This window comes from Pseudomonas sp. AU12215 (assembly GCF_001675465.2).
GTDB classification, from domain to species: Bacteria; Pseudomonadota; Gammaproteobacteria; order Pseudomonadales; family Pseudomonadaceae; genus Pseudomonas; species Pseudomonas nitroreducens.
In genome coordinates, this window is record NZ_MACM02000141.1 from 40,382 (window position 1) to 64,109 (window position 23,728).

General features: G+C 62.5%; 22 protein-coding genes and 2 tRNA genes. 5 read left to right on the forward strand and 19 right to left on the reverse strand.

Going from position 1 to position 23,728, the window contains the following annotated elements; genetic code table 11:
- Positions 1-53: 53 nt before the first annotated feature.
- The 4 genes from A9513_RS20100 to A9513_RS20115 all read left to right on the forward strand — a co-directional run bounded on the left by A9513_RS20100 (position 54) and on the right by A9513_RS20115 (position 5,345).
- Positions 54-3,203: a DUF748 domain-containing protein gene (locus tag A9513_RS20100; protein ID WP_065085386.1), complete on the forward strand. Its 3,150-nt coding sequence runs from the start codon at positions 54-56 to the stop codon at positions 3,201-3,203.
- An 11-nt stretch (positions 3,204-3,214) separates the two neighbouring features.
- A complete protein-coding gene (locus A9513_RS20105) occupies positions 3,215-3,505 on the forward strand; it encodes a DUF2845 domain-containing protein (protein ID WP_024765334.1) in 291 nt (96 codons plus the stop codon).
- Complete coding sequence (locus A9513_RS20110; RefSeq protein ID WP_024765333.1) at positions 3,502-3,825, forward strand: DUF2845 domain-containing protein; 324 nt, start codon at positions 3,502-3,504, stop codon at positions 3,823-3,825. Before A9513_RS20105 ends, A9513_RS20110 begins: the two co-directional genes overlap by 4 nt.
- A gap of 65 nt (positions 3,826-3,890) precedes the next feature.
- Positions 3,891-5,345, forward strand: coding sequence for a rhomboid family intramembrane serine protease (locus A9513_RS20115; protein WP_065085387.1), 1,455 nt, complete (start codon positions 3,891-3,893; stop codon positions 5,343-5,345).
- Positions 5,346-5,408: 63 nt separating this feature from the next.
- Here A9513_RS20115 and A9513_RS20120 read toward each other — a convergent pair whose 3' ends face one another.
- The 18 genes from A9513_RS20120 to rlmE form a co-directional block, all read right to left on the reverse strand.
- Entirely contained in the window at positions 5,409-5,606 is a 198-nt protein-coding gene (locus A9513_RS20120; RefSeq protein ID WP_024765331.1) for a CsbD family protein, read from the reverse strand.
- 46 nt (positions 5,607-5,652) lie between these two features.
- Entirely contained in the window at positions 5,653-6,000 is a 348-nt protein-coding gene (locus tag A9513_RS20125; protein ID WP_024765330.1) for a BON domain-containing protein, read from the reverse strand.
- 193 nt (positions 6,001-6,193) lie between these two features.
- Complete coding sequence (locus A9513_RS20130; RefSeq protein ID WP_065085388.1) at positions 6,194-7,615, reverse strand: DUF4013 domain-containing protein; 1,422 nt, start codon at positions 7,613-7,615, stop codon at positions 6,194-6,196.
- A gap of 94 nt (positions 7,616-7,709) precedes the next feature.
- Positions 7,710-9,815 carry a polyribonucleotide nucleotidyltransferase gene (gene pnp, locus A9513_RS20135; RefSeq protein WP_037014346.1) on the reverse strand — a complete coding sequence of 702 codons (2,106 nt, stop codon included), beginning with the start codon at positions 9,813-9,815 and terminating at the stop codon, positions 7,710-7,712.
- Positions 9,816-9,984: 169 nt separating this feature from the next.
- Entirely contained in the window at positions 9,985-10,254 is a 270-nt protein-coding gene (rpsO, locus tag A9513_RS20140) for a 30S ribosomal protein S15 (RefSeq protein WP_017518939.1), read from the reverse strand.
- A 98-nt stretch (positions 10,255-10,352) separates the two neighbouring features.
- Positions 10,353-11,267, reverse strand: a complete 915-nt coding sequence (truB, locus tag A9513_RS20145; RefSeq protein WP_037014352.1) for a tRNA pseudouridine(55) synthase TruB — start codon at positions 11,265-11,267, stop codon at positions 10,353-10,355.
- 3 nt (positions 11,268-11,270) lie between these two features.
- Positions 11,271-11,660: a 30S ribosome-binding factor RbfA gene (gene rbfA, locus A9513_RS20150; RefSeq protein ID WP_024765327.1), complete on the reverse strand. Its 390-nt coding sequence runs from the start codon at positions 11,658-11,660 to the stop codon at positions 11,271-11,273.
- 106 nt (positions 11,661-11,766) lie between these two features.
- Positions 11,767-14,292: a translation initiation factor IF-2 gene (infB, locus tag A9513_RS20155; RefSeq protein ID WP_065085389.1), complete on the reverse strand. Its 2,526-nt coding sequence runs from the start codon at positions 14,290-14,292 to the stop codon at positions 11,767-11,769.
- Between the two features lie 27 nt (positions 14,293-14,319).
- Positions 14,320-15,801, reverse strand: coding sequence for a transcription termination factor NusA (nusA, locus tag A9513_RS20160; protein WP_038803375.1), 1,482 nt, complete (start codon positions 15,799-15,801; stop codon positions 14,320-14,322).
- 45 nt (positions 15,802-15,846) lie between these two features.
- Positions 15,847-16,305 carry a ribosome maturation factor RimP gene (gene rimP, locus A9513_RS20165; RefSeq protein WP_024765321.1) on the reverse strand — a complete coding sequence of 153 codons (459 nt, stop codon included), beginning with the start codon at positions 16,303-16,305 and terminating at the stop codon, positions 15,847-15,849.
- Between the two features lie 127 nt (positions 16,306-16,432).
- Positions 16,433-16,509: transfer RNA gene (locus tag A9513_RS20170), tRNA-Met, on the reverse strand.
- A gap of 92 nt (positions 16,510-16,601) precedes the next feature.
- A tRNA-Leu gene (locus A9513_RS20175) sits at positions 16,602-16,687 on the reverse strand.
- A 16-nt stretch (positions 16,688-16,703) separates the two neighbouring features.
- Positions 16,704-17,096, reverse strand: a complete 393-nt coding sequence (gene secG / locus A9513_RS20180; RefSeq protein ID WP_024765320.1) for a preprotein translocase subunit SecG — start codon at positions 17,094-17,096, stop codon at positions 16,704-16,706.
- Positions 17,097-17,098: 2 nt separating this feature from the next.
- Positions 17,099-17,854, reverse strand: coding sequence for a triose-phosphate isomerase (tpiA, locus tag A9513_RS20185; protein ID WP_024765319.1), 756 nt, complete (start codon positions 17,852-17,854; stop codon positions 17,099-17,101).
- Positions 17,855-17,919: 65 nt separating this feature from the next.
- On the reverse strand, positions 17,920-19,260 hold the full coding sequence (glmM, locus tag A9513_RS20190; RefSeq protein WP_024765318.1) for a phosphoglucosamine mutase: 1,341 nt from the start codon (positions 19,258-19,260) through the stop codon (positions 17,920-17,922).
- On the reverse strand, positions 19,257-20,126 hold the full coding sequence (gene folP / locus A9513_RS20195) for a dihydropteroate synthase (protein ID WP_065085390.1): 870 nt from the start codon (positions 20,124-20,126) through the stop codon (positions 19,257-19,259). The genes glmM and folP overlap by 4 nt, the downstream gene beginning before the upstream one ends.
- A 9-nt stretch (positions 20,127-20,135) precedes the next feature.
- Complete coding sequence (ftsH, locus tag A9513_RS20200) at positions 20,136-22,052, reverse strand: ATP-dependent zinc metalloprotease FtsH (protein ID WP_065085391.1); 1,917 nt, start codon at positions 22,050-22,052, stop codon at positions 20,136-20,138.
- 201 nt (positions 22,053-22,253) lie between these two features.
- Positions 22,254-22,877 (reverse strand): 23S rRNA (uridine(2552)-2'-O)-methyltransferase RlmE, encoded by a 624-nt coding sequence (gene rlmE / locus A9513_RS20205; RefSeq protein ID WP_065085392.1) that lies wholly within the window; start codon positions 22,875-22,877, stop codon positions 22,254-22,256.
- A gap of 79 nt (positions 22,878-22,956) precedes the next feature.
- Here rlmE and A9513_RS20210 point away from each other — a divergent pair, with 79 nt between their 5' ends.
- Positions 22,957-23,271 carry a YhbY family RNA-binding protein gene (locus tag A9513_RS20210; protein WP_024765315.1) on the forward strand — a complete coding sequence of 105 codons (315 nt, stop codon included), beginning with the start codon at positions 22,957-22,959 and terminating at the stop codon, positions 23,269-23,271.
- Positions 23,272-23,313: 42 nt separating this feature from the next.
- Here A9513_RS20210 and A9513_RS20215 read toward each other — a convergent pair whose 3' ends face one another.
- A complete protein-coding gene (locus A9513_RS20215) occupies positions 23,314-23,718 on the reverse strand; it encodes a DUF4149 domain-containing protein (RefSeq protein ID WP_083196184.1) in 405 nt (134 codons plus the stop codon).
- Positions 23,719-23,728 lie beyond the last annotated feature (10 nt).

The window sequence follows — 23,728 nt, forward strand, 5'->3', positions numbered from 1 at the left end:
ATCCCAGCCGTGCCATACTGGTTCTGCACGTCACGACGGAAACGACTCTCGCCATGCCCAAAGGATTGAAACGCGCCATCGGCGCGGTCTTGTTGCTGGTCTCCCTCTACTGCCTGCTGGGTTTTCTCATTCTTCCCGGCATTGGCCTGCGCGTAGCCAACCAACAACTGGCTCAATACTCGACGGGCCCAGCGCGCCTGGAACGCATAGAATTCAATCCCTTCAGCCTGGAACTCACCCTCTGGGGATTGCACCTGGGCGAAGAGGGGCAGGAACAGGTACGTTTCCGCCGCCTCTACGGCAACCTCGAACTCGATAGCCTGTGGAAGCGCCAGTTGCACCTGGCGGATGTCGAACTCGATGCACCGCACACCGAGTTGCTGTTCGCCGAGAACGGCACGCTGAATCTCACCAGGCTGTTCAAGCTCCCCCCGAGCGAACCGACTCCCCCGCCGGCGGAACCGAGCGATCCCTTCCCGCTGCGCATCGACCGCATACGGCTGGCCGAAGGCAGTCTGCATTTCCTCGACCGTCGCCCCAGCGAGCCGGTGGAGTTCGTCTTCGACCCGTTGGGGTTCGAGCTGCACAACCTCAGCACGCTGCCTGACGACGGCGCCGAAATGACCCTGGTCGCCACCGGCCCGCACGGTGGCAAGCTCGACTGGAAAGGCGACCTGAGCATCGTGCCGTTCACCTCCAAGGGCAGCGTCACTGTCGACGATGTACCGCTGAAGGCCTGGTGGCCCTATGTGCGTGACAACGCTCCGCTCAATCTGAATAACGGCATGCTCAGCGTCGCCTCCGACTACCACCTGGACCTGTCGAAGGACACCCAGCTGCTGCTGGACAAGACGACCATCAAGTTGCGCGACCTCGACCTGACATCACCTGAAGGCAAGCCGCTCGCCAAGCTCGCCACCCTGGATGTCGCCGACACCGCGCTGGACCTCGCCAAGCAGGAAGTGATCGTTGGTCAGATCCGCAGCCAGGGTCTGGAAGCCTGGGCTGCGCGTGAGAAGGACGGGCAGCTTGACTGGCAGAAGCTCTTCGCCGACTTCAAACCCTACAAGCGCCCCGAGGAGCCAACGCCTCAGGCACAGGCCGCCCCCGAGCAGAAGCCTGCCGAGAAGCCCACCAGCGAAGCCAAGGCGGCGTCCGGCGAGACTGCCACCGGCCAGCCGCAAACGCCCCCGGCGAAGGCCGCCAAGGAACAGCAGACGGCCGTGGTCACCCCCGAGGCCGAGGACAAAGCGCAAGGCAAGCCCACCGATGCAACCAAGACTCCGCCAGCAGCCGTGGCCGCTTCAACGACCCAACCGCAGCCCGCAGATGCCCAGTCCGCCGCACCGGCTGAGCCGAAGAAGACCTGGCACGTGGTCCTGCGCGACACCCAGTTGCGCGGCTACAAGGCCCACCTGGCCGATCGCGCACCGAGCAAGCCGGTGAGTCTCGAAGTCGGCCCGCTGGATCTCGACCTGCAGAACCTCGACAGCGGCCTGACCTCGCCCCTGCAGCTCAAGCTCAAGACCGGTCTCGGCCCCCGCGGCCAGATCGAGGCCAGCGGCCAGGTCATCCCCAACCCGGTCAGCGCGAAGCTCAAGGTCTCCACCCGCGACATCGACCTGCGCGTCGCCCAGGCCTACATCGATCCGTTCATCCGCCTGGAACTGCGCAGCGGTCTGCTGGCCAGCGACCTCGATGTCGACCTCAAGGGCACCGAGCCGCTGGCTTTCAGCGTCAACGGCAGCGTTCAGGTCACGCAGTTGCATACCCTGGACACCCTCAAGAGCCGCGACTTCGTCAAATGGACCAAGCTGACCCTCAACGGCCTGGCCTACAAGCATGGCGACAGCCTGCTGATCCAGACGGTGTCGCTGGAAGAGCCCTACGCACGCTTCATCATCAACGAGGACCGCAGCACCAACGTCAGTGAGCTGATCATCACGCAACCGGAATCCGCATCGTCCTCCGCGAACAAAGGCGGCAGTGGCAACAGCAAGCCGCTGGGCATCCGTATCGGCGGGGTGAAGATCAACAACGGTTCGGCCAACTTCGCCGACCTGACCCTGCGCCCGGACTTCGCCACCGCCATCCAGCAGCTGGGCGGCGAGATCGGCACCATCGACAACCGCAATCCGACACCCGCCTCGGTGGACGTGAAGGGCAAGGTCGACAAGTACGCCCCGGTCACCATCAAGGGCAGCCTCAACCCCTTCTCGCCGCTGGAGAAGCTGGACATCGCCACCAGCTTCAAGCGCGTCGAGCTGACCACCCTGACGCCCTACTCCGGCAAGTTCGCCGGCTATCGCATCCGCAAGGGCCGGCTGAACCTGGACCTGCACTACCAGATAACCCAGGGCAAGCTGAAGGCCGACAACAAGGTGCTGGTAGAGCACCTGCAACTGGGCGAGAAGGTCGACAGCCCCGATGCTGTGGATCTGCCGGTGAAACTGGCGATCGCGCTGCTCAAGGACGCCAACGGCAACATCGATATCCAACTGCCGGTGGAGGGCGACCTGAACAACCCGCAGTTCAGCGTCATGCCCATCGTCTGGCAGACCCTGCGCAACCTGGTGGTACGCGCGGTGCAGGCACCCTTCAAATTCATCGCCGGGCTCGCCGGCGGCGGCGACGAGGACCTGGGCAGCGTGACCTTCGCACCCGGCTCCAGCGAGCTGGATTCCGCCGCCCAGGCCAACCTCGACAAACTGGTCGGCGCGCTCAAGCAGCGCCCAGCCCTGAAGCTGGAAGTCGAAGGTGTCGCCGCCGCAGCCAGCGACGGCCCGCTGCTGGCCGACAAGCGCCTGAAACAGGAATACCAGAAGAACTACTACAGCATGTTGCAGCGCCGCGGCGACAAGGTGCCCAGTGACGCCAGCCAGTTGGAAGTCCCGGAGGATCTGCAGCCGATCCTGCTCGAAGGCGTCTACCGTGCGCGCCTGAAGAAACAACCTCCGGCGGAGTGGCAGGACCTGAGCAAGGACGAGCGTTCGGCGAAGATGCGCCAGGCCGTGCTCGACTCCTGGAGCGACAGCCAATTGCTGCTGCGCAAGCTCGGTCAGGAGCGCGCGACCCAGATCAAGGACTATCTGGTCAGCAAGGGCGGCCTGGGGGACGACCGCATCTACCTCATCGACGTCAGCTTCGGCGAAGCGGAGAATGGTGGCAAAGTGGCCGCCCAGCTTCACCTCGATAGCGAGTAAGGAGTCGTTCGATGAAAGCCCTGACCTGGATGTCCTGCGCCCTGCTGCTTTGCGCGGCGGGCGCCCAGGCGGAAAGCATGCGCTGCGGTAGTTCCCTGATCAACGCCGGCGACCGTGCCTGGGAAGTCGAGCAGAAGTGCGGCGCGCCGGATCACCGCGATGAAGTCGGCTATACCCTCAGCGGCTACGACCACCGCGAGTACCGGGTCGAGGAGTGGGTGTACGGGCCGCGCAACGGCACCAGCTACATCCTCACCTTCGAGGCCAACAAACTCAAAAGCATCGAGTTCAAACGCAATTGAAGCCCCTCTTCACTCTGCGCCTGGTCGCGCTTGTGTTACCGCTCACTGTCATTGCGCTGGACGCGCAGGCCGCCAGCTTGCGCTGCAACAGCAAGCTCATCAGCACCGGCGATGTCACCAGCGACGTGCTCAGCCGCTGCGGCGAGCCAGTCAGCCGCTCCTTCCTGGGCTACAAGCAGGTGCCTGGCCCCCGCTACGGCGAATCCATGGAAGTGGCCGTGGAAGAATGGATCTACGGCCCCTGGAGCGGCATGTTGTATTTCGTCCGCTTCGAGGGCAATCGGCTGAGCGACATCCAGAGCAAGCGCAGCGGCAACTGACAGCCGTGCTGGCGAGGTGCTAGTCTCGCCGCCACTCACGCCACTTGCGCCAAGGACCGGTCGCCATGGTCATCGTCCCCGCCGAGCATCCGCTGGACTGGAAAAAGCCTCCCGTCATCACGCTGCTGCTCATCGTCATCAACGTCCTGATCTACTTCGGCTACCAGGGGGGCGATAGCGCCCGGCGCGAAGAGGCCGTACGCGTCTATCTCGATCAGGGCCTGCTCGCTCATGAGCGCCCCTTGTTCAGCGTCTCGCTGGAACGCCGCGACCGCCTGGAAGCCGACCAGCAGCGCGCCCTGGAGGCCCTGCCGCGTCAACAGTTGGCCTGGCTCGTTCTCTCGGATCTGGAGTTCGGCCATGAGCTACGCGCACTGCCGGCCTTCCAGCAGGACAGCGCCTGGCAGGCCGCGCGCCTGAAAGCGGAAGCCGCCCGCGACCTGACCAGCAGCCTGCGCTTCGGCTTCATCCCCGAGCGGTTCACCGTCCAGGGCCTGTTCGGCTCGATGTTCCTTCATGGCAGCTTCTGGCACCTGGCCGGCAACATGGTATTCCTGTTCATCTTCGGCTTCGCTCTGGAAGCAGCCTTGGGACGAGCCCTGTATCTGGGCCTCTACCTGTTCAGTGGCTTCTGCTCCAGCCTGCTGTGGTGGGCGCTGGATCCGTCCTGGGTACCGGGCATAGGTGCCTCCGGCGCCATCTCCGGCCTGATGGGCATGTACATCGGCGCCTATGGCCTGCGGCGCATCCAGTTCTTCTACTGGCTCGGACCGCTGATGGGCTACCTGAAGGCACCAGCGCTGTGGATCCTGCCGCTGTGGCTGGGCAAGGAACTGTTCGGGCTGCTGCGTGCCGCCGATCATGTGAACTACTACGCGCACATCGGCGGGCTGGTCTCCGGCTTCCTCGCCGTCTGGCTGCCGCGCAAACTCGGGCGGATGCCGGTCGACGAGGCCTACCTGGCGAAGGAAGACCCAGAAGCCCCTTTCAAGCGCGCCCTGGCATCGTTGGATGAGCAGATCGGCCGCTTCGCCCTCGACCAGGCCGCCGCGCGCGGTGCGGAGTTGCTGCGGCAGTTCCCGGGGCAACCTTTGCTGGTCGAGCGCCTGTATGGCTTAGCCAAAGGGAGGCAGGACCGGGGCTTGATGAGCGAAACCCTCAAGCAGTTGTTCGCCCTGCCGCCCTCCCCGGCGGCCGACTCACTGCTGCGCAGACTGGCTGAGGAAAGTGCCGCCAGCGATACCGGGCTGCTTGCACATCCGGCCATTCAATTACACCTGCTGCGCAAGCTGCTACATCGCAATGAGTCCGTGCAGGCACTAATCAGCTGGCACCGGCTGGCGCGCTCCGCTCTGCGTCCCGAAATGCTGCCGGGCCTGACCCTGCAACTGGCCAAGCAGGTTGGCCAGAAGGGTGACCTGCAGACCGTGCACGAACTGTCACGCTTCCTCCGTCAGCACTACCCGGAAGCAGACCCGACCCGCCAACTGACGATCTACCAGCAACACCTGGCCCCTTGATTCACCCATGAAAAAGCCCCGCCGGCGTACCGGCGGGGCCTTGATCATCCCTGGGTTCAGGCGCTACAGGTGGCGGCTGAAGTCGCGGACTTCCTCTTCCGCTTTCTCGCGGGTCCAGCCGTAGCGCTCCTGCAGTTTGCCCACCAGGTATTCGGCGTGTCCGTCCGCCGCCTGCAGGTCGTCGTCAGTGAGCTTGCCCCACTTCTCCTTGAGCGAGCCGGAGAGCTGCTTCCACTTGCCTTTGATGACGTCAGTGTTCATGGCGATCCTCCTGTTCGGAGTTGGATGGGGTGAGAACCCGTGGTGCTTACTCGACCGACTTCAGGCCGTCGGCGGACACAGCGGTCACGCCTTTGATGCCCTTGGCGGTCTTGATCGCGAGTTCCTTCTCGGCGTCGGTCTTGACGTTACCGGAGAGCGAAACCACACCTTTGTTGGTCTCGACCTTGATGTTGGTGCCACTGATGTCCTTGTCGGCGATCAGGCTGGATTTCACCTTGCTGGTGATCCAGGTGTCGGAAACCGCCTCTTCAGTTTTCTGGACGGTGTCATTGGCGGCCAGAGTCGTCGGCTGGGCGAACACCGAGTTGGCGAACGAGAAGCTCAGAGCGGTTGCGGTGGCAGCGGCAAGGGCCAGTTTGTTGAAACGTTTCATGGCGGTTTCTCCTGAATTGTTGGAAAACTGCGGCCCGTTCCTGGCTGCAGTTGCACTAGGACTATCGCAAGCCCTGTGCCAGCTTTTACGATCCAGTAAAAACCTTATTAATCAAAAACTTAAAAAGTCAGCCCAAACAGCGACCGCTTGCAGTTTGCAAAGTCTGCCGCTGCGCTCCATGCAGGTTGCACGATCAGGTACCTGAGCTCCTGCCCAACTTCGCCAGCACGGCCTCAAGCTGCACCACCTCGCCCATCTGCTCGAAAGCCGGATAACGCTGGCGAATGAAAGCCAGCAACTGCTGGGCGGGTTCCACCTGCCCCAGCTCCTCCGAAAACGCCCGTGCCGCCATCAGGTAGGCGCGGGGAATGCCGGGGTAATCTGGGTAGCGCTTGTGCAGGTTGCGCAGCAGGCTCAGCCCCTCGCGGGCCTTGTGGCGCTCGATCAGCACCTCGGCAATGCGTTCGCAGACGCTCGGGTCCTCGGGCAGGTAGTCCGCCTGCAGTTGCCGGGCATTGAGGAAGGCGCTGGCAGCCAGCTGCGGGTTGAGCCGGCTGGCCAGGCTCAGGTAGTGCGGCAGGTGATTCAGGCATTCCGCACGCTCGTTCAGGGCGAAGAGCAACTGGTGATAGCGCTCATTCAGCTTGAGATCCTGGCGGCCTTCGCGCAGCGCCGCGACGAGGATTTCCAGCGCCACGCCGGTCTGTCCCTCCTTGACTCGTACCTCCGCCTCGGCCAGTGCCTTGCGGCGGTGCCATTCCGGCGCGGCGTAGCCGGCCGGGGCGTCCTCCCCGGCGGATACGTAGCCCAGTTGGCCCTGATACTGGAACACGGCATAGCCCATCATGGCGCACATCACCACGGCGAAATAACCCGTCAGGCCTGCCACCACCGGGACCATCACCACCCGCGGCAGCCCGTTGGAGAGAAGCCAGGCGACATAAGTGGGCGACTGCCAGAGGATGAACAGGAACACGCAGAGGATCAGGTAACGCCAGCCCATGGCCGCGATCACCTGCCCCACTTCGCCGGGGCTCAGCGCGGCCCCCAGGCTCTTGTCCAGGGACAGCCGGATGATGCTCGCCGGCAGAACCAGCATGACCGCGATATTGGCTGCCCAGTAGATCGCCTCGCTGTGGAAATCGGCAGCCAGCCACAGCAGCACCAGGGCGATCAGGAATACCGCCAGTTGCTGGAAGAACATCCGCAGACTGTCGGGGCTGAAGGCTTCGAGCAGGCCTGGAGCTTCCTGGCCGCCAAAACTCGCCGTTTCGATCACGCTATGCAGGTATTTGGTCGCCACGCTGAACAGGGCGATCCAGAGCACGAACATCGGCGGCATGAATACACAGGCCAGTGCCAGCAAGACACAGAAGGCCAATGGCCCGGCCTGGAATCCGTAGGCGAAGAACTTCGGCAGGCGCTCCCAGAAAGGTTGCGCGGTATTCGCCGCGCCGAGGTAGCGCAGATGGCCCCGGCACAACGGGCACGACGGCGCGTACTCCGGCGCATCGGCATTGAGCGGAATGCAGCAGTCGCCGTAATGGCGCTCGCAAGGCTGACAGTGCCAGGTCGCGGGCTGGGCACTGTGGTAATGACAGTAGCGCTTGTCCATCTCGGGGCATCCTTGGAGCGAGATCGGCGGAAAGCGCATTCTCAAGGCAAAAAAAGAGGGCCCGCAAGGGGCCCTCTCTTCATTTCGCTACCGCTTAGACGCCAGAGGCTTCAGCAGCGGCTACGTCCTTGATGGACAGCTTGATGCGGCCACGGTTGTCCACGTCCAGAACCAGGACTTTGACTTCCTGGCCTTCCTGCAGAACGTCGGTGACCTTGTCGATGCGCTTGTCGCTGATCTGCGAGATGTGCACCAGACCGTCCTTGCCCGGCAGGATGTTGACGAAGGCACCGAAGTCCACGATGCGCTCGACCTTGCCGACGTAGATCTTGCCGATCTCGGCTTCCGCGGTGATACCCAGGACGCGCTGCTTGGCAGCCTCGGCAGCTTCCTTGGTTTCGCCGTAGATCTTCACGCTGCCATCGTCCTCGATGTCGATCGAGGCCTTGGTCTCTTCGCAGATGCTGCGAATGGTGGCGCCGCCCTTGCCGATGACGTCGCGGATCTTGTCGGTGTCGATCTTCATCTGGATCATGGTCGGAGCGTTCTCCGACAGCTCGGCGCGCGGGGCGGCGATGATCTGGTTCATCTGACCGAGGATGTTCAGGCGAGCTTCCAGGGCCTGGCCCAGGGCGATCTCCATGATCTCTTCGGTGATGCCGTTGATCTTGATGTCCATCTGCAGGGCGGTCACGCCCTTGTCGGTACCGGCGACCTTGAAGTCCATGTCGCCCAGGTGGTCTTCGTCACCCAGGATGTCGGTGAGGATGGCGAACTTGTCACCTTCCTTCACCAGGCCCATGGCGATACCGGCCACCGGCGCCTTGACCGGAACACCGGCGTCCATCAGCGCCAGGGAAGCACCGCAGACGGAAGCCATGGAGCTGGAACCGTTGGACTCGGTGATCTCGGAAACCACGCGGATGGTGTAGGGGAACTCGTCCTGGCTCGGCAGCATGGCAGCAACGCTGCGGCGTGCCAGACGGCCGTGGCCGATTTCACGACGGCCAGCGCTGCCCATGCGGCCACACTCGCCAACCGAGAACGGCGGGAAGTTGTAGTGCAGCATGAAGGGGTCTTTGCGCTCGCCTTCGAGGGTATCGAGCAGCTGGGCGTCACGGGCGGTGCCGAGGGTGGCAACGACCAGAGCCTGGGTTTCGCCACGGGTGAACAGCGCCGAGCCGTGGGTCTTGCCCAGTACGCCGACTTCGATCTTCAGCGGACGAACGGTGCGGGTGTCGCGGCCGTCGATACGCGGTTTGCCGTTGACGATGTTTTCGCGAACGGTACGGTATTCCAGCAGGCCGAAGACTTCTTTGACTTCACCTGCGGAGAACTGGCCTTCGCCTTCACCGGCGAACTTGGCGACGATCTGCTCGCGCAGGGCATCCAGGGCCGCGTAACGGTCCTGCTTGACGGTGACGGTATAGGCTTCGGAGATGGCGGCACCAAACTCGGCCTTGATGGTGTTGACCAGGGCAGTGTTCTCGACCGGCGCGGTCCAGTTCCAGCTCGGCTTGCCAGCTTCGGTTGCCAGCTCGGCAACGGCACGGATGACGGCCTGGAACTCTTCGTGGGCGAACAGAACGGCACCCAGCATCTGGTCTTCGGTCAGTTCGTCGGCTTCGGACTCAACCATCAGCACGGCGTCGGAGGTACCGGCCACGACCATGTCGAGGCTGGAGCTCTGCTGCTGCTCATAGGTCGGGTTGAGGATGTAGCCGATTTCCGGGTGGAAACCAACGCGGGCAGCGCCGATCGGGCCGGCGAACGGAATGCCGGAGATGGCCAGGGCGGCGGAAGTGCCGATCATGGCCGCGATGTCCGGATCGGACTTCTTGTTGGTGGAAACGACGGTGCAGACAACCTGCACTTCGTTCATGAAACCTTCGGGGAACAGCGGGCGGATCGGACGATCGATCAGGCGCGAGGTCAGGGTTTCCTTCTCCGAAGGACGGCCTTCACGCTTGAAGAAGCCACCGGGGATGCGGCCGGCTGCGTAGGTCTTCTCCTGATAGTGCACGGAGAGCGGGAAGAAGCTCTTGCTCGGGTCGGCCTGCTTGGCGCCGACGACGGTGCAAAGCACGGTGACGTCGTCCATGGTGACCAGGACGGCGCCGGTGGCCTGGCGGGCAATGCGGCCAGTCTCGAGGGTGACGGTCGACTGACCGAACTGGAATTTCTTGATTACCGGGTTCACGGTTTCTCTACCTTCTCTTTAGTTGCCTTGGGGGAAATTGTGGAAATGCCGGGAGTCGGACCCGTTTTCATTCCCTATAAAAGCGAGAAAGCCGGGAGCCAGAGCCGATGAGCGGTATACACCGCCCAACGACCCCGGACTCCCAGCTTCCCACTTCAGGCTTGCCGTCTTAGCGACGCAGGCCCAGGCGACCGATCAGGGCGCTGTAACGAGAGGTGTCCTTGCTCTTCAGGTAGTCCAGCAGCTTGCGGCGCTGGTTGACCATACGGATCAGGCCACGACGGGAGTGGTGGTCTTTGCCGTTGGCCTTGAAGTGGTCCTGCAGCTTGTTGATGTTGGCAGACAGCAGTGCAACCTGCACTTCCGGGGAACCGGTGTCGCCTTCAGCTTGCTTGTACTCGTTAACGATCTGGGCTTTTTCTTGGACGCTCAGTGCCATGATGGGGCTTCCTCTGAGGTAACAGGCCAGGGACTTCTCCCTGTGTTCATAGTAAGAGGAGTGACCGTGCCTGCTGACAGCCACCCTCGGTTCCGGCCTTACGACCGAATCAGTCGACGCGGCGCCAGGCGCCCGTCTTCGACCACTTCACCGATGCCGATGAAGCGACCTTCGTGATCCTGCACCCGCAGCATGCCGAACTTCGGCATTTCGGGAGCGCGTACTGGCTGGCCATGCAGCCAGTAATAGGCGCTGTGCTCGGAGAGCTGCAACAGCGGCCAGTGTTCCAGGCCGGCATCCACCGGCAGCAGGAAACGGTCGAGGGCTTCGTTGCCGCCCTCGGCATGGACTTTCTCGAGCGCCTCCAACGTCACCGACTGGTTCAGCTGGAAAGGTCCGGCCTGGGTCCGGCGCAGGGCGGCAACGTGTGCACCACACCCAAGTTCGCGGCCGAGGTCTTCGACCAGGGTGCGGATATAGGTGCCCTTGCTGCAGGAAACGGCCAGCGTCGCACAGGGCGACTCGAAGGCGAGCAAATCCAGGCGCGCAATAGTAACAGAACGCGCCTCGCGCTCCACTACCTCTCCTGCACGAGCCAGCTTGTACAACGGCTGACCGTCCTTCTTCAGGGCCGAGTACATCGGCGGCACCTGCTCTATGTCGCCACGGAAGCGTGGCAGCATGGCCTCGATGGCGTCCCGACCAATGGTCACCTCGCGCTGCTCTAGGACCTCACCCTCGGCATCACCGGTGGTGGTGGTCACGCCCAGTTGGGCGACGGTCTCGTAGCCCTTGTCGGCATCGAGCAGGTACTGGGAGAATTTGGTCGCCTCGCCGAAGCACAGCGGCAGGACACCGGTGGCCAGCGGGTCGAGGCTGCCGGTATGGCCGGCCTTCTCGGCATTGAGCAGCCAGCGCACCTTCTGCAGGGCCTGGTTGGAGCTCATGCCACGCGGCTTGTCGAGAATCAGCACGCCGTTGACCGCACGGCGAATGCGTTTCACCTGGGCCACGCGTTACTCCTCGGCATCGCCGCCATGACGGCGATCGGCTGCCACTGCGCGCTCGATCAGCGCCGACAGCTCGGCACCACGGCGGATACTGGCGTCATAGCTGAAGTGCAGTTGCGGCACGGTGCGCAGCTTCATCGCCTTGCCCAACTGCATGCGCAGGAAGCCCGCGGCATCGTTGAGAATGCTGGTGTTCTGCTTCACCACTTCGGCGTTGTCATCCTGGCCCATCACGGTGACGTACACCTTGGCATGGGACAGGTCACGGGCCACGTCGACGCCGGTGATAGTCACCAGGCCCAGACGGGGGTCCTTGATTTCACGCTGGATCAGCAGCGCCAGTTCGCGCTGCATCTGGTCGCCGATACGCTGGGTACGGCTGTACTCTTTGGCCATTTTCCTAACCTGCTTACCCGAGCCAGAAGGCTCCGGGCCTGAAAGCGGCAAACGCCCGGGGCAGCTTTCAAGCTGGCCCGGGCGCTGCGTTCACGCTCGAATACCCTTACAGAGTACGAGCGACTTCGACCTTCTCGAACACTTCGATCTTGTCGCCGACGCGAACGTCGTTGTAGCTCTTCACGCCGATACCGCATTCCATACCGGCACGCACTTCGGCGACGTCATCCTTGAAGCGACGCAGGGATTCCAACTCGCCTTCGAAGATCACCACGTCGTCGCGCAGCACACGGATCGGACGGTTGCGGTGCACCAGACCCTCGGTGACCATGCAGCCGGCGACCGCGCCGAACTTCGGCGAACGGAACACGTCACGCACTTCGGCGATACCCAGGATGTTCTCGCGAACATCGCTGCCGAGCATGCCGGTCAGGGCTTTCTTGACGTCTTCGATGATGTCGTAGATCACGTTGTAGTAACGCATGTCGAGGCCTTCGGTCTCGACGATCTTGCGCGCACCCGCATCAGCACGAACATTGAAGCCGAACAGCACCGCGTTGGAGGCCAGCGCCAGGTTGGCATCGGACTCGGTGATACCACCGACGCCGCCGCCGACCACGCGAACCTGCACCTCGTCGTTGCCCAAGCCACTGAGCGAGCCCTGCAGGGCTTCCAGCGAACCACGGACATCGGACTTGAGGACGATGTTGAGGGTCTTCTTCTCTTCCTGGCCCATGTTCTCGAAGATGTTTTCCAGCTTGCCGGCGTGGGCACGAGCCAGTTTCACTTCGCGGAACTTGCCCTGACGGAACAGAGCGACTTCGCGGGCCTTCTTCTCGTCGGCGACCACGGTCATCTCGTCACCGGCATCCGGGGTGCCGTCCAGGCCGAGGATCTCGACCGGAATCGACGGACCGGCTTCCTTGATCGGCTTGCCGTTCTCGTCGAGCATCGCACGGACGCGCCCGTAGTTGACGCCGACCAGCACCATGTCGCCCTGACGCAGTGTGCCATCCTGAACCAGTACAGTGGCTACAGGGCCACGGCCCTTGTCCAGACGGGACTCGACCACCACGCCACGGCCCGGAGCCGACGGAGTGGCTTTGAGTTCGAGTACTTCAGCCTGCAGCAGCACGGCTTCGAGCAACTCGTCGACGCCGGTACCCACCTTGGCGGATACATGGACGAAGGGAGCATCGCCACCCCACTCTTCCGGGATCACATCCAGAGCGGCCAGGCCATTCTTGATGTTGTCCGGGTTGGCGTCCGGCTTGTCGATCTTGTTCACCGCGACCACGATCGGCACGCCAGCGGCTTTCGCGTGCTGCACGGCTTCCTGGGTCTGCGGCATCACGCCGTCGTCCGCGGCCACCACGAGAATGACGATGTCGGTCGCCTGGGCACCACGGGCACGCATCGCGGTGAACGCAGCGTGGCCAGGGGTGTCGAGGAAGGTGACCATGCCGCGGTCGGTTTCCACGTGGTAGGCACCGATGTGCTGGGTGATGCCACCGGCTTCGCCAGCTGCCACCTTGGCACGACGGATGTAATCGAGCAGCGAGGTCTTGCCGTGGTCGACGTGGCCCATCACGGTCACGACCGGCGCACGGGAAACGGCTTCACCTTCGAACTTCAACGACTCGGCCAGTTGCTCTTCCAGGGCGTTCTCGCTGACCAGCTTGACCTTGTGGCCGAGCTCTTCGGCGATCAACTGGGCGGTCTCCTGGTCGAGTACCTGGTTGATGGTCACCGGGGTGCCCATCTTGAACATGAACTTGACGACTTCAGCGCCCTTCACCGACATCTGCGCAGCCAGTTCGGCCACGGTGATGGTCTCACCGATATTTACTTCACGCACAATCGGTCCTGTCGGGCTCTGGAACCCGTGCTGGTTACGCTTCTTCAGCTTGCCCTTGCCACGGCCACCGCCGCGACGGCCAAAGCTGTCGTCGTCGTCACCACCACTGCGCACGACGCGCGGCGCGGTGGTCTTTTCCTTTTCCTTGATCGACGGGCGATGCTGGGCATGTTTGCGATCGCGGCGCTCGTCTTCCTCGTCGCGCTTGGGCGCACGGCGGGGCTCTTCCTTCTTGCGGTCGTCCGCAGCAGGAGCAGCAGCGACCGGCGCAGCCGGAGCAGGAGCCGCGGCGCGCGGGGCGTCGGCAGCAACCGCAGCAGCGGCAGGCGCAGAGCTGGCAGCCTGGCGAGCGGCATCCGCCTGGCGGCGGGCCTCTTCCTCAGCGGCCCGCTGACGGGCCTCTTCCTCAGCCTTCAGACGCACAGCTTCTTCAGCGGCACGCTGCTCTTCCAGCTCACGCTGGCGCTCGGCCTCGAGCTCTTCAGGATCGCGCTTGACGTAGGTTTTCTTCTTGCGAACCTCGACGCTGACGGTCTTGCTGCCAGCGACTTTCAAGGTCGAAGTGGTCTTGCGTTGCAGGGTGATCTTGCGCGGCTCATCCGCGCGGTCACCGTGGCTGCCCTTCAGGTGGGCCAGCAGCGCTTGCTTCTCGCTGTCGGTCACTACCTGCTCGGCATTGTTATAGGGTAGGCCCGCTTCGCGCATCTGCTGCAGCAGGCGCTCCACCGGCGTATCGACCGTCTTGGCCAGTTCTTTCACCGTGACTTGCGTCATGCACTTCTCTCCTCAGGCCGCGAATGCTTACTCGAACCAATGGGCCCGGGCGGCCATGATCAACTTGCCAGCACGCTCTTCATCCATGCCGTCGATGTCGAGCAGATCGTCAATCGATTGCTCGGCCAGATCTTCACGGGTGGTTACACCGCGCAGCGCCAGGTCCACGGCCAGCTCTTTGGTCATACCATCGAGGCTGAGCAGGTCTTCGGCAGGTTGGGCGTCGGCAAGTTTTTCTTCAGTGGCGATGGCTTTGGTCAGCAGGCGATCCTTGGCGCGCGAGCGCAGCTCGTTGACGATGTCTTCGTCGAAGCCGTCGATGCTGAGCATCTCTTCCATCGGTACGTAGGCGATTTCTTCCAGGGTGGTGAAGCCTTCCTCCACCAGTACCTGGGCGAGCTCTTCGTCGACATCCAGCTCGTCGACGAAACGCTGCAGGATGTCGCCAGTTTCAGCCTGCTGTTTGGCCTGGATATCGGCCTCGGTCATCACGTTCAGGGTCCAGCCGGTGAGCTGGCTGGCCAGACGTACGTTCTGGCCACTACGGCCAATGGCCTGGGCCAGGTTGTCTTCGGCAACGGCGATATCCATGGTGTGGGTATCTTCGTCGACGATGATCGCCGCCACTTCGGCCGGAGCCATGGCATTGATCACGAACTGCGCGGGGTTGTCATCCCAAAGGACGATGTCCACACGCTCGCCACCCAGTTCGCCGGAGACGGCCTGGACGCGGGAACCACGCATACCGATGCAGGCACCCTGCGGGTCGATACGCTTGTCCTTGGAGCGAACGGCGATCTTGGCGCGCGAACCCGGGTCACGGGCGGCGGCCATCACGTCGATCAGCTGCTCGGCGATTTCCGGTACTTCGATGCGGAACAGCTCGATCAGCATTTCCGGCGCGGTACGCGACAGGATCAGCTGAGGGCCGCGGTTCTCGCTGCGGATTTCCTTCAGCAGGGCACGCACGCGGGTGCCGACGCGGAAGGTTTCACGCGGGATGATCTGGTCGCGGGCCAGCAGCGCTTCGGCGTTGTTGCCCAGGTCGACGATCACATTGTCGCGGGTGACCTTCTTGACGGTGCCGGAGATGATCTCGTTGACCTTCTCGCGGTAGGCGTCGACCACCTGAGCGCGCTCGGCTTCGCGAACCTTCTGCACGATGACCTGCTTGGCGGTCTGTGCGGCGATGCGGCCGAACTCGATGGACTCGATCTTCTCTTCGATGACTTCACCGGCCTTCATGCCGGGGTGCTCTTCCTGCACGTCTTCGACGGTCAGTTCAGACGCCGGATTGGAGTAATCCTCGTCTTCGACGATGGTCCAGCGACGGAAGGTTTCGTAGTTGCCGTTGGCGCGGTTGATTTCCACGCGCAGGTCAACGTCGTCCTCGAAACGTTTTTTGGTCGCGGTTGCCAGGGCCAGCTCCAGCGCTTCGAAAATCACGCCAGGCGGAACACCCTTCTCGTTGGATACCGACTCAACAACCAGCAGTACTTCTTTGCTCATCGTACGCCTCGCCTTTCAATCCATTGGAATCCGCGCTCTGGCGGCTCACTCAAATCGGGGAATGATGTTGGCCTTGTCGATCGAGTCGACCGGCAGCAGGTATTCATGGTCGTCCACCAGGACCACCACATCCTGCTCCTCCACACCACGGAGAATGCCCTGGAAATTGCGCCGCCGTTCGAAGGGCGTGCGCAGCTTGATCTTCACCTGCTCGCCGACATAGCGGGCGAACTGTTCGAGCGTGAAGAGCGGCCGATCCATACCGGGCGACGACACCTCCAGGGTGTATTCGCCACTGATCGGGTCTTCCACGTCGAGGATGCCACTGACCTGACGACTGACGATCTCGCAGTCGTCGATCAGGATGCCTTCCGCACGGTCGATATAAACCCGGAGCAGGGAATGGCGACCTTGGGAAATGAACTCCAGGCCCCAGCACTCATAGCCGAGCGCTTCTACTACAGGGGCCAACAAGGCCTGCAACTGTTCTAGCTTGCTCGACACCTGATCGCCTCGCGTATGCTGTAGAAACAAAAAATGGGCGAAACGCCCATCCCTTAAGGACCGCCCTGAACCGGCGGCGCGGACTGTCCAGCTAGCAAAAAGCCCCTGAAAAGGGGCTCTGCCAAACTGGTTGCGGGAGCTGGATTTGAACCAACGACCTTCGGGTTATGAGCCCGACGAGCTACCAGACTGCTCCATCCCGCGTCAAAGCTGGTGCGAAATTATACGGTTGAGCCCCTTGAAGGTCAACCGAAACTCCGAAACGACAAGGCCCGCACTGCGGGCCCTTTCGTATATGGTACCGAGGAGGGGACTCGAACCCCTACAGCCTATGGCCACTACCACCTCAAGGTAGCGTGTCTACCAATTCCACCACCTCGGCAAAAACTCTTGCCTGCTTACTTCTGCTCAGGAGCCGCCGGAACGTCGCCGTTACCGCCTGCAGGGGCTTGAGGTTGCCCTTGCGCGCCCGGCACATCGCTAGCTGCCGGAGCTTGTTCCTGCTTCTGCTCCATCACTGCCGGATCAGGAAGCCCAGCGTGACGAATCATATCAGCTTTTTCTTTAGCAAAATACGCTAAACCCAAGCTGGTAATGAAAAAAACCGCAGCGAGTATAGCAGTAAAGCGGCTCAGGAAGGTAGCAGAACCTTGGCTACCGAAAACGGTGGCCGAAGCACCTGCACCGAACGACGCACCGGCGTCGGCACCCTTGCCTTGCTGAAGCAGGACCAGCACAACCAGACCCAGCGCCATCAGCAGGTGAATCACGATTACAACTGTTTCCAACATCTTCAGTTTCCTGCGGCGCGACAGATCGCACCGAACTCATCCGCATTCAGGGAAGCCCCACCAATGAGCCCCCCATCGATATCCGGCATCGCGAACAGCTGGGCAGCACTGGCTGCCTTGACGCTGCCGCCGTACAGGAGACGAAGGCCGCTTGCCACCTCTGCGTTTTCCGCCGAGATCTGCGAGCGAATCGCCGCATGTACTTCCTGGGCCTGCTCGGGAGAAGCGGTCAGCCCCGTCCCAATCGCCCACACCGGCTCGTAAGCCACAACGGCGCGGGAAAAAGCCCCGACACCGAGATCTTCGATTACCGAGCCCAACTGGCGCCCGACAACCTCAAGAGTCTTGCCCGCCTCACGCTGCTCACGGGTTTCCCCCACGCACAGGATCGGAATCAGGCCACACGATTGAGCCGCCGCAAACTTGCGACTGACCACACCATCGCTCTCACCCAGAATCAGGCGACGCTCGGAATGACCGACCAGCACCAGGGAACAGCTCGCATCCGCCAACTGGCTGGCTGCAACTTCCCCTGTCAGGGCGCCCTGCATCGGCTCAACCGCGCAATTCTGCGCACCGACGGCAACCGCCTTTCCATTCAGACCTTGAACAGCCTGATTGATGTACAGACAAGGCGGAAACACCGCCACATCGACACCCGTGGGAAGAGCCAGTTGACGCAGGCCTTTGATCAGCTCCGTTACGCTGGAGCGGGTACCGTGCATTTTCCAATTACCGGCCACCAAGGGTCGACGCATGCTGTACCTCGCTGAGCAAAGTGGGCGCAGATATTACTCGACGCTTTTGGAACTGACAAGAGAAATCAAGCACATACCTCTGTAACCACTTTCGCCAGCTGCTCGGCATAGGCGCGCACGCGTGCTTCCTCGTCGCCTTCGACCATCACCCGCACCAGTGGCTCGGTGCCGGATTTACGCAGCAGCACCCGACCACGACCGGCCATCTCTTCGGTCACCTTGGCGCAGGCTTCCTTCACCGCCGGATGCTCCAACGGGTCCACCCCGCCACCAGCAAAGCGCACGTTGATCAGCACTTGCGGACACTTGCGAATGCCCATGCGCGCCTCAGCCAGGTTCTGACCTCGGGTTTTCAGCGCCATCAGCACCTGCAGCGCGGCGATGATCGCATCGCCGGTCGTGGTGTGCTGGCAACAGACAACATGGCCGGAATTCTCTCCACCCAACTGCCAGTTGCGCGACTGCAGCTCGGACATCACGTAGCGATCCCCTACCTTGGCGCGGGCGAAGGGAATGTGCAGTTCCTGCAGAGCGAGCTCGAGCCCGAGGTTGCTCATCAGTGTCCCTACCACGCCACCGTGCAGCTTGCCACGATCAAGCATGTCACGCGCAATGAGGTAGAGAATCTCGTCACCATCGACGATGGTGCCGGTGTGATCGACCAACATCACCCGGTCGCCGTCGCCGTCGAAGGCGATGCCGATATCCGCATGATGGGCCAGCACGGCCTCCTGCAACGCCCCCATATGGGTGGAGCCGCACTTGTCATTGATGTTCAGGCCGTTTGGCTCCGCACCGATGACGAACACTTCGGCACCCAGTTCCCTGAATACGTTGGGAGCGATCTTGTAAGTAGCACCATGGGCGCAATCGAGCGCGATACGCAGACCAGCGAAACTGGTGTTCGATGGCACGCTGCTCTTGCAGAACTCGATGTAGCGGCCGGCGGCATCGTTGATCCGCGAGACCTTGCCCAGGCGGGCGGACTCGACGACCGTCATCGGCGCATCGAGAAGCTCCTCGATGATCAGTTCCACCTCGTCCGGCAGCTTGGTGCCCTGGCCGGAGAAGAATTTGATGCCGTTGTCGTCGTGCGGATTGTGCGAGGCACTGATAACGATGCCCGCCTCCGCATGGAAGGTACGGGTCAGATAGGCGATACCCGGGGTCGGCATGGGGCCGAGCAGCATCACGTCGGCACCGGCGGCGGACAAGCCAGCCTCCAGCGCGGACTCGAACATGTAGCCGGAAATCCGCGTGTCCTTGCCCACCAGGACGCGACATTTGCCTTGCTGACGGAAAGCCATGCCCACGGCCCAGCCCAGCTTGAGCACGAAGTCTGGGGTGATCGGCGGGGTGCCTACGCGTCCGCGAATTCCATCGGTACCAAAATACTTCCTGCTCATGCGGACATCCCCTCTTCTGTTGCACTTTCCACTGCGTGAATCATTCGAACCACATCCACCGTCTCGGCGACATCATGGACGCGGATGATGCTGGCTCCCTTGGCGACCGCCAGAGCCGCAAGGGCCAGGCTGCCGTACAGGCGCTCGCCCACCTCACGACCGAGCGCGCGCCCGACCATGCTCTTGCGCGAGACACCGACCAGCAATGGACAGCCCAACGACATCAGGCACTCCATCTGCCGGAACAGATTCAGGTTATGACTCTGCGTCTTGGCAAAACCGAAGCCAGGATCGATGACGATCCGTTCCCGGGCAATGCCCACGGCTTCGCAGACGGCGATGCGCTCCTCGAGGAAATCGTGAACCTCCTGGAGGATATTCGGATAACGCGGATCGTCCTGCATGTTTCCCGGCTCGCCGCGCATATGCATCAGGCAAACCGGAAGCCCCGTGTCCACAGCGGCATCCAGGGCTCCATCACGCTGCAGTGAGCGCACATCGTTGATCAAGCCTGCCCCGAGACGAGCGGTTTCACGCATCACCGCCGGGGCGGAGGTATCCACCGAGATCACTACATCCAGCTCGCGGGCAATCGCCTCGACCACCGGCGCGACGCGCTCCAACTCCTCGGTGGGCGAAACCACGCGAGCGCCGGGACGGGTCGACTCGCCGCCGATATCGATCAGTGTGGCGCCGGCCGCGACCATCTCCGCCGCATGGCGCAATGCAGCATCATGCCGATTGAAGCGCCCGCCGTCGGAGAAGGAGTCGGGAGTGACATTGAGGATGCCCATGACGTGCGGGCGGCTTAAATCAAGAACCCGGTTGCCGCAAGGCAACCGGGTCGGGTGGTACAACGAACTCATTCAGTGCTCTCAGTGTTCGCCGGCAGGCCCGCCAATGGGGTTTTCCTGGCGACCTTCATCACGGGGCGCGGCTGCGTTGCCGGAAGAGCCGGAGTTGCCCCCCTGCCAGTCACGCGGCTCGCGCGGGGTACGACCGGCCATGATGTCGTCGATCTGATCGGCGTCGATGGTTTCGTACTTCATCAGCGCGTCGGCCATCATGTCGAGCTTGTCGCGATTCTCTTCCAGCAGACGCTTGGCGGTGCCGTAGCAGTCGTCGATGATGCGGCGCACTTCCTGGTCGATCAGCTTGGCGGTTTCGCCGGACACGTTGGCGTGCTGGCTACCGGCACTACGACCCAAGAACACCTCGCCCTCTTCTTCCGCGTACATCAGCGGACCGAGCTTTTCCGACAGGCCCCACTTGGTCACCATGTTCCGCGCCAGTTGGGTGGCCCGCATGATGTCGTTGGAGGCACCGGTGGTAACCCCTTCGAAGCCCAGGGTCATCTCTTCGGCGATACGGCCACCGAACAGCGAGCATATCTGGCTTTCCAGAGCGCGCTTGGACAGGCTGTAACGATCCTCTTCCGGCAGGAACATGGTCACGCCCAGGGCACGGCCGCGCGGAATGATGGAAACCTTGTAGACCGGATCGTGCTCCGGAACCAGGCGGCCAACGATAGCGTGGCCGGCTTCGTGGAACGCGGTGTTCTTCTTCTCTTTCTCGGACATGACCATGGTCTTGCGCTCGGCGCCCATCATGATCTTGTCCTTGGCCAGTTCGAATTCGCGCATGTCGACGATACGCTTGTTGGAACGGGCAGCGAACAGAGAGGCCTCGTTGACCAGATTGGCCAGGTCGGCACCGGAGAAGCCCGGTGTACCGCGCGCGATCACGGCCGGATCGACGTTGTCGCCCAGCGGAACCTTGCGCATGTGTACTTTGAGAATCTGCTCACGACCGCGGATGTCCGGCAGGCCAACCACCACCTGGCGGTCGAAGCGGCCCGGACGCAGCAGCGCGGGGTCGAGCACGTCCGGACGGTTGGTCGCGGCGATGACGATGATGCCGTCATTCATCTCGAAGCCGTCCATCTCCACCAGCAACTGGTTGAGGGTCTGCTCGCGCTCATCGTGACCGCCACCCAGGCCGGCGCCACGATGGCGACCGACGGCGTCGATTTCGTCGATGAAGATGATGCAGGGAGCGTGCTTCTTGGCCTGGTCGAACATGTCGCGAACGCGCGAGGCGCCCACGCCGACGAACATTTCCACGAAGTCCGAACCGGAAATGGTGAAGAACGGCACTTTGGCTTCGCCGGCGATGGCCTTGGCGAGCAGAGTCTTACCGGTACCGGGCGGGCCGACCATCAGCACGCCGCGCGGGATACGACCGCCCAGGCGCTGGAACTTGCCCGGATCGCGGAGGAATTCCACCAGTTCGCTGACCTCTTCCTTGGCCTCGTCGCAACCGGCGACGTCGGCGAAGGTGGTCTTCACCTGGTCTTCCGACAGCAGGCGCGCCTTGCTCTTGCCGAAGCTCATCGGGCCGCCGCGGCCACCGCCGCCACCCTGCATCTGGCGCATGAAGAACATGAAGACGGCGATGATCACCAGGATAGGGAAGCTGGCCACCAGGAGCTGAGTCCAGATGCTCTGCTGCTCGGGCTGCTTGCCTTCGACAACGACGTTGTTGTTGACCAGGTCGCCGATCAGGCCGTTGTCGGCGATGGCCGGGCGGATGGTCTTGAAGGTGTCACCGTCCTGGCGCTTGCCAGTGATGACCGCGCCGTCCACGGTCACGCGCTCGACCTTACCGTCCTTCACCTGCTGGATGAAGTCCGAATAGTTGAGCGTCTGCGGCTCGCTCGGGCTGGAGAAGTTGTTCATCACGGTGACGAGTACCGCCGCGATGATCAGCCACAGAATCAGGTTCTTTGCCATGTCGTTCAATTGACTACCCTCTGAAGCCGGCTCCGCCCTGGAAACCGCTTCTCACGACGGCCAGACTCCTTCCGGCCAAAATTACTACACAACGCCCGCCGCCAGGCAGGCGCCGTCTGTAACCCTTTATGAACCCCGGCTTTCACCGGTACAAGCAAAACCTGCAAGGCATAGACCAGAAGCCTGCCCAATCATTCCAGTCTAGGCGCCGCGAAAGCCTCGTGCGAGCAGATACTGCTCCCGTGAACGGTCGCGTGACGACAGCGGCTTGCGCATCTGCACCTTCTCGAAGTTCTCGCGAACCTGCTTGTGGTAAGCGTCGAAACCCTCACCCTGGAAAATCTTGATCAGGAAATCGCCCCCCGGACGCAGCACACGGGTGCACAGATCCAGGGCCAGCTCGCAGAGGAACATGGCACGAGGCATGTCCACGGCGGGCAATCCACTCATATTGGGGGCCATATCGGAAATCACAAGGTCTACCGGATTTTCTCCGATGGCCTCGAGCAACTGGGCGAAGACTTCGTCCTCGGTGAAGTCCCCTTGGATGAAGGTCACATCCGGGATGCTGTCCATCGGCAGGATGTCCGAGGCGATCAGGGTGCCCTTATCGCCGATCACCCGGCTGGTGACCTGCGACCAGCCGCCCGGCGCCGCGCCGAGGTCGACCACGGTCATGCCGGGACGCAGGATGCGATCCTTCTCCTGGATTTCCAACAGCTTGTAGCTGGCACGCGAGCGATAGCCGTCGCGCTGTGCCATCTTCACGTACGGATCGTCGAAATGTTCTTTCAGCCAGCGATGGCTAGTCTTGGAACGGGCCACGTATTACCTCGTCTGAGCGGCATCCCGGTAGTACCGAAACTCGGGTAGAATATCCGCCTTTTTTACCAGGGGTCAGATTATGGCGCTCTCTCAGGAGCAGAAAAAGCAGTTCAAATCTATCGGGCATCACCTGAAACCGGTATTGACCGTTGCTGAAAACGGTCTTTCGGAAGGTGTGATGGCCGAGCTTGAGCGCGCGCTCAACGATCATGAACTGATCAAGGTGCAGTTCCGCATCACTGAACGCGACGACCGTCGCGCACTGATCGACGAACTTTGCCAGAACGGCAGCTGCGAACTGGTTCAGACCATCGGCAAGATGGCACTGATCTACCGTCGCAATCCGAAGCCGAACAAGAACCTGTCGAACATCAGCCGTTTCAGCGGCCTCTGACAGTCAAGACCGGCAACGCGGAGCCGGCAAGGCTCCGCCGCGTCAGGCCCGCTCGTCCCGCCCCGGTACCGGTTGCAGCACCAGCAGCAGACCGAACAGCGCCACCACCAGATAGTTGAACCAGAACCAGCGCTGAGCATCCGGCACGAATTGGCGCACGACGAAGAAAGTCAGGATCATCCCCAGCACCGCCAGCAGCAGTTGTCCGCGCACTTCCCGCAGGAAGGCGACGGCGCCGCGGGCCTGCCAGAGCACCAACCCCTGCAGCACTGCACAGAAACCGGCAAAACCCAGCAGCAGCGGCTTCAGAGCGTCAGCGACGGACTCCACCAGCAGCGGCGCCAGGCCGATCTTGTCCAGCGCCGGCAGCACCACGAACTGAAGCAGCCAAAGGCCGCCGACCCAGAATGTCTGGGCCAGCAGCCAACTGATGGCGCCTGCGTTCAGTGGTTGCCGA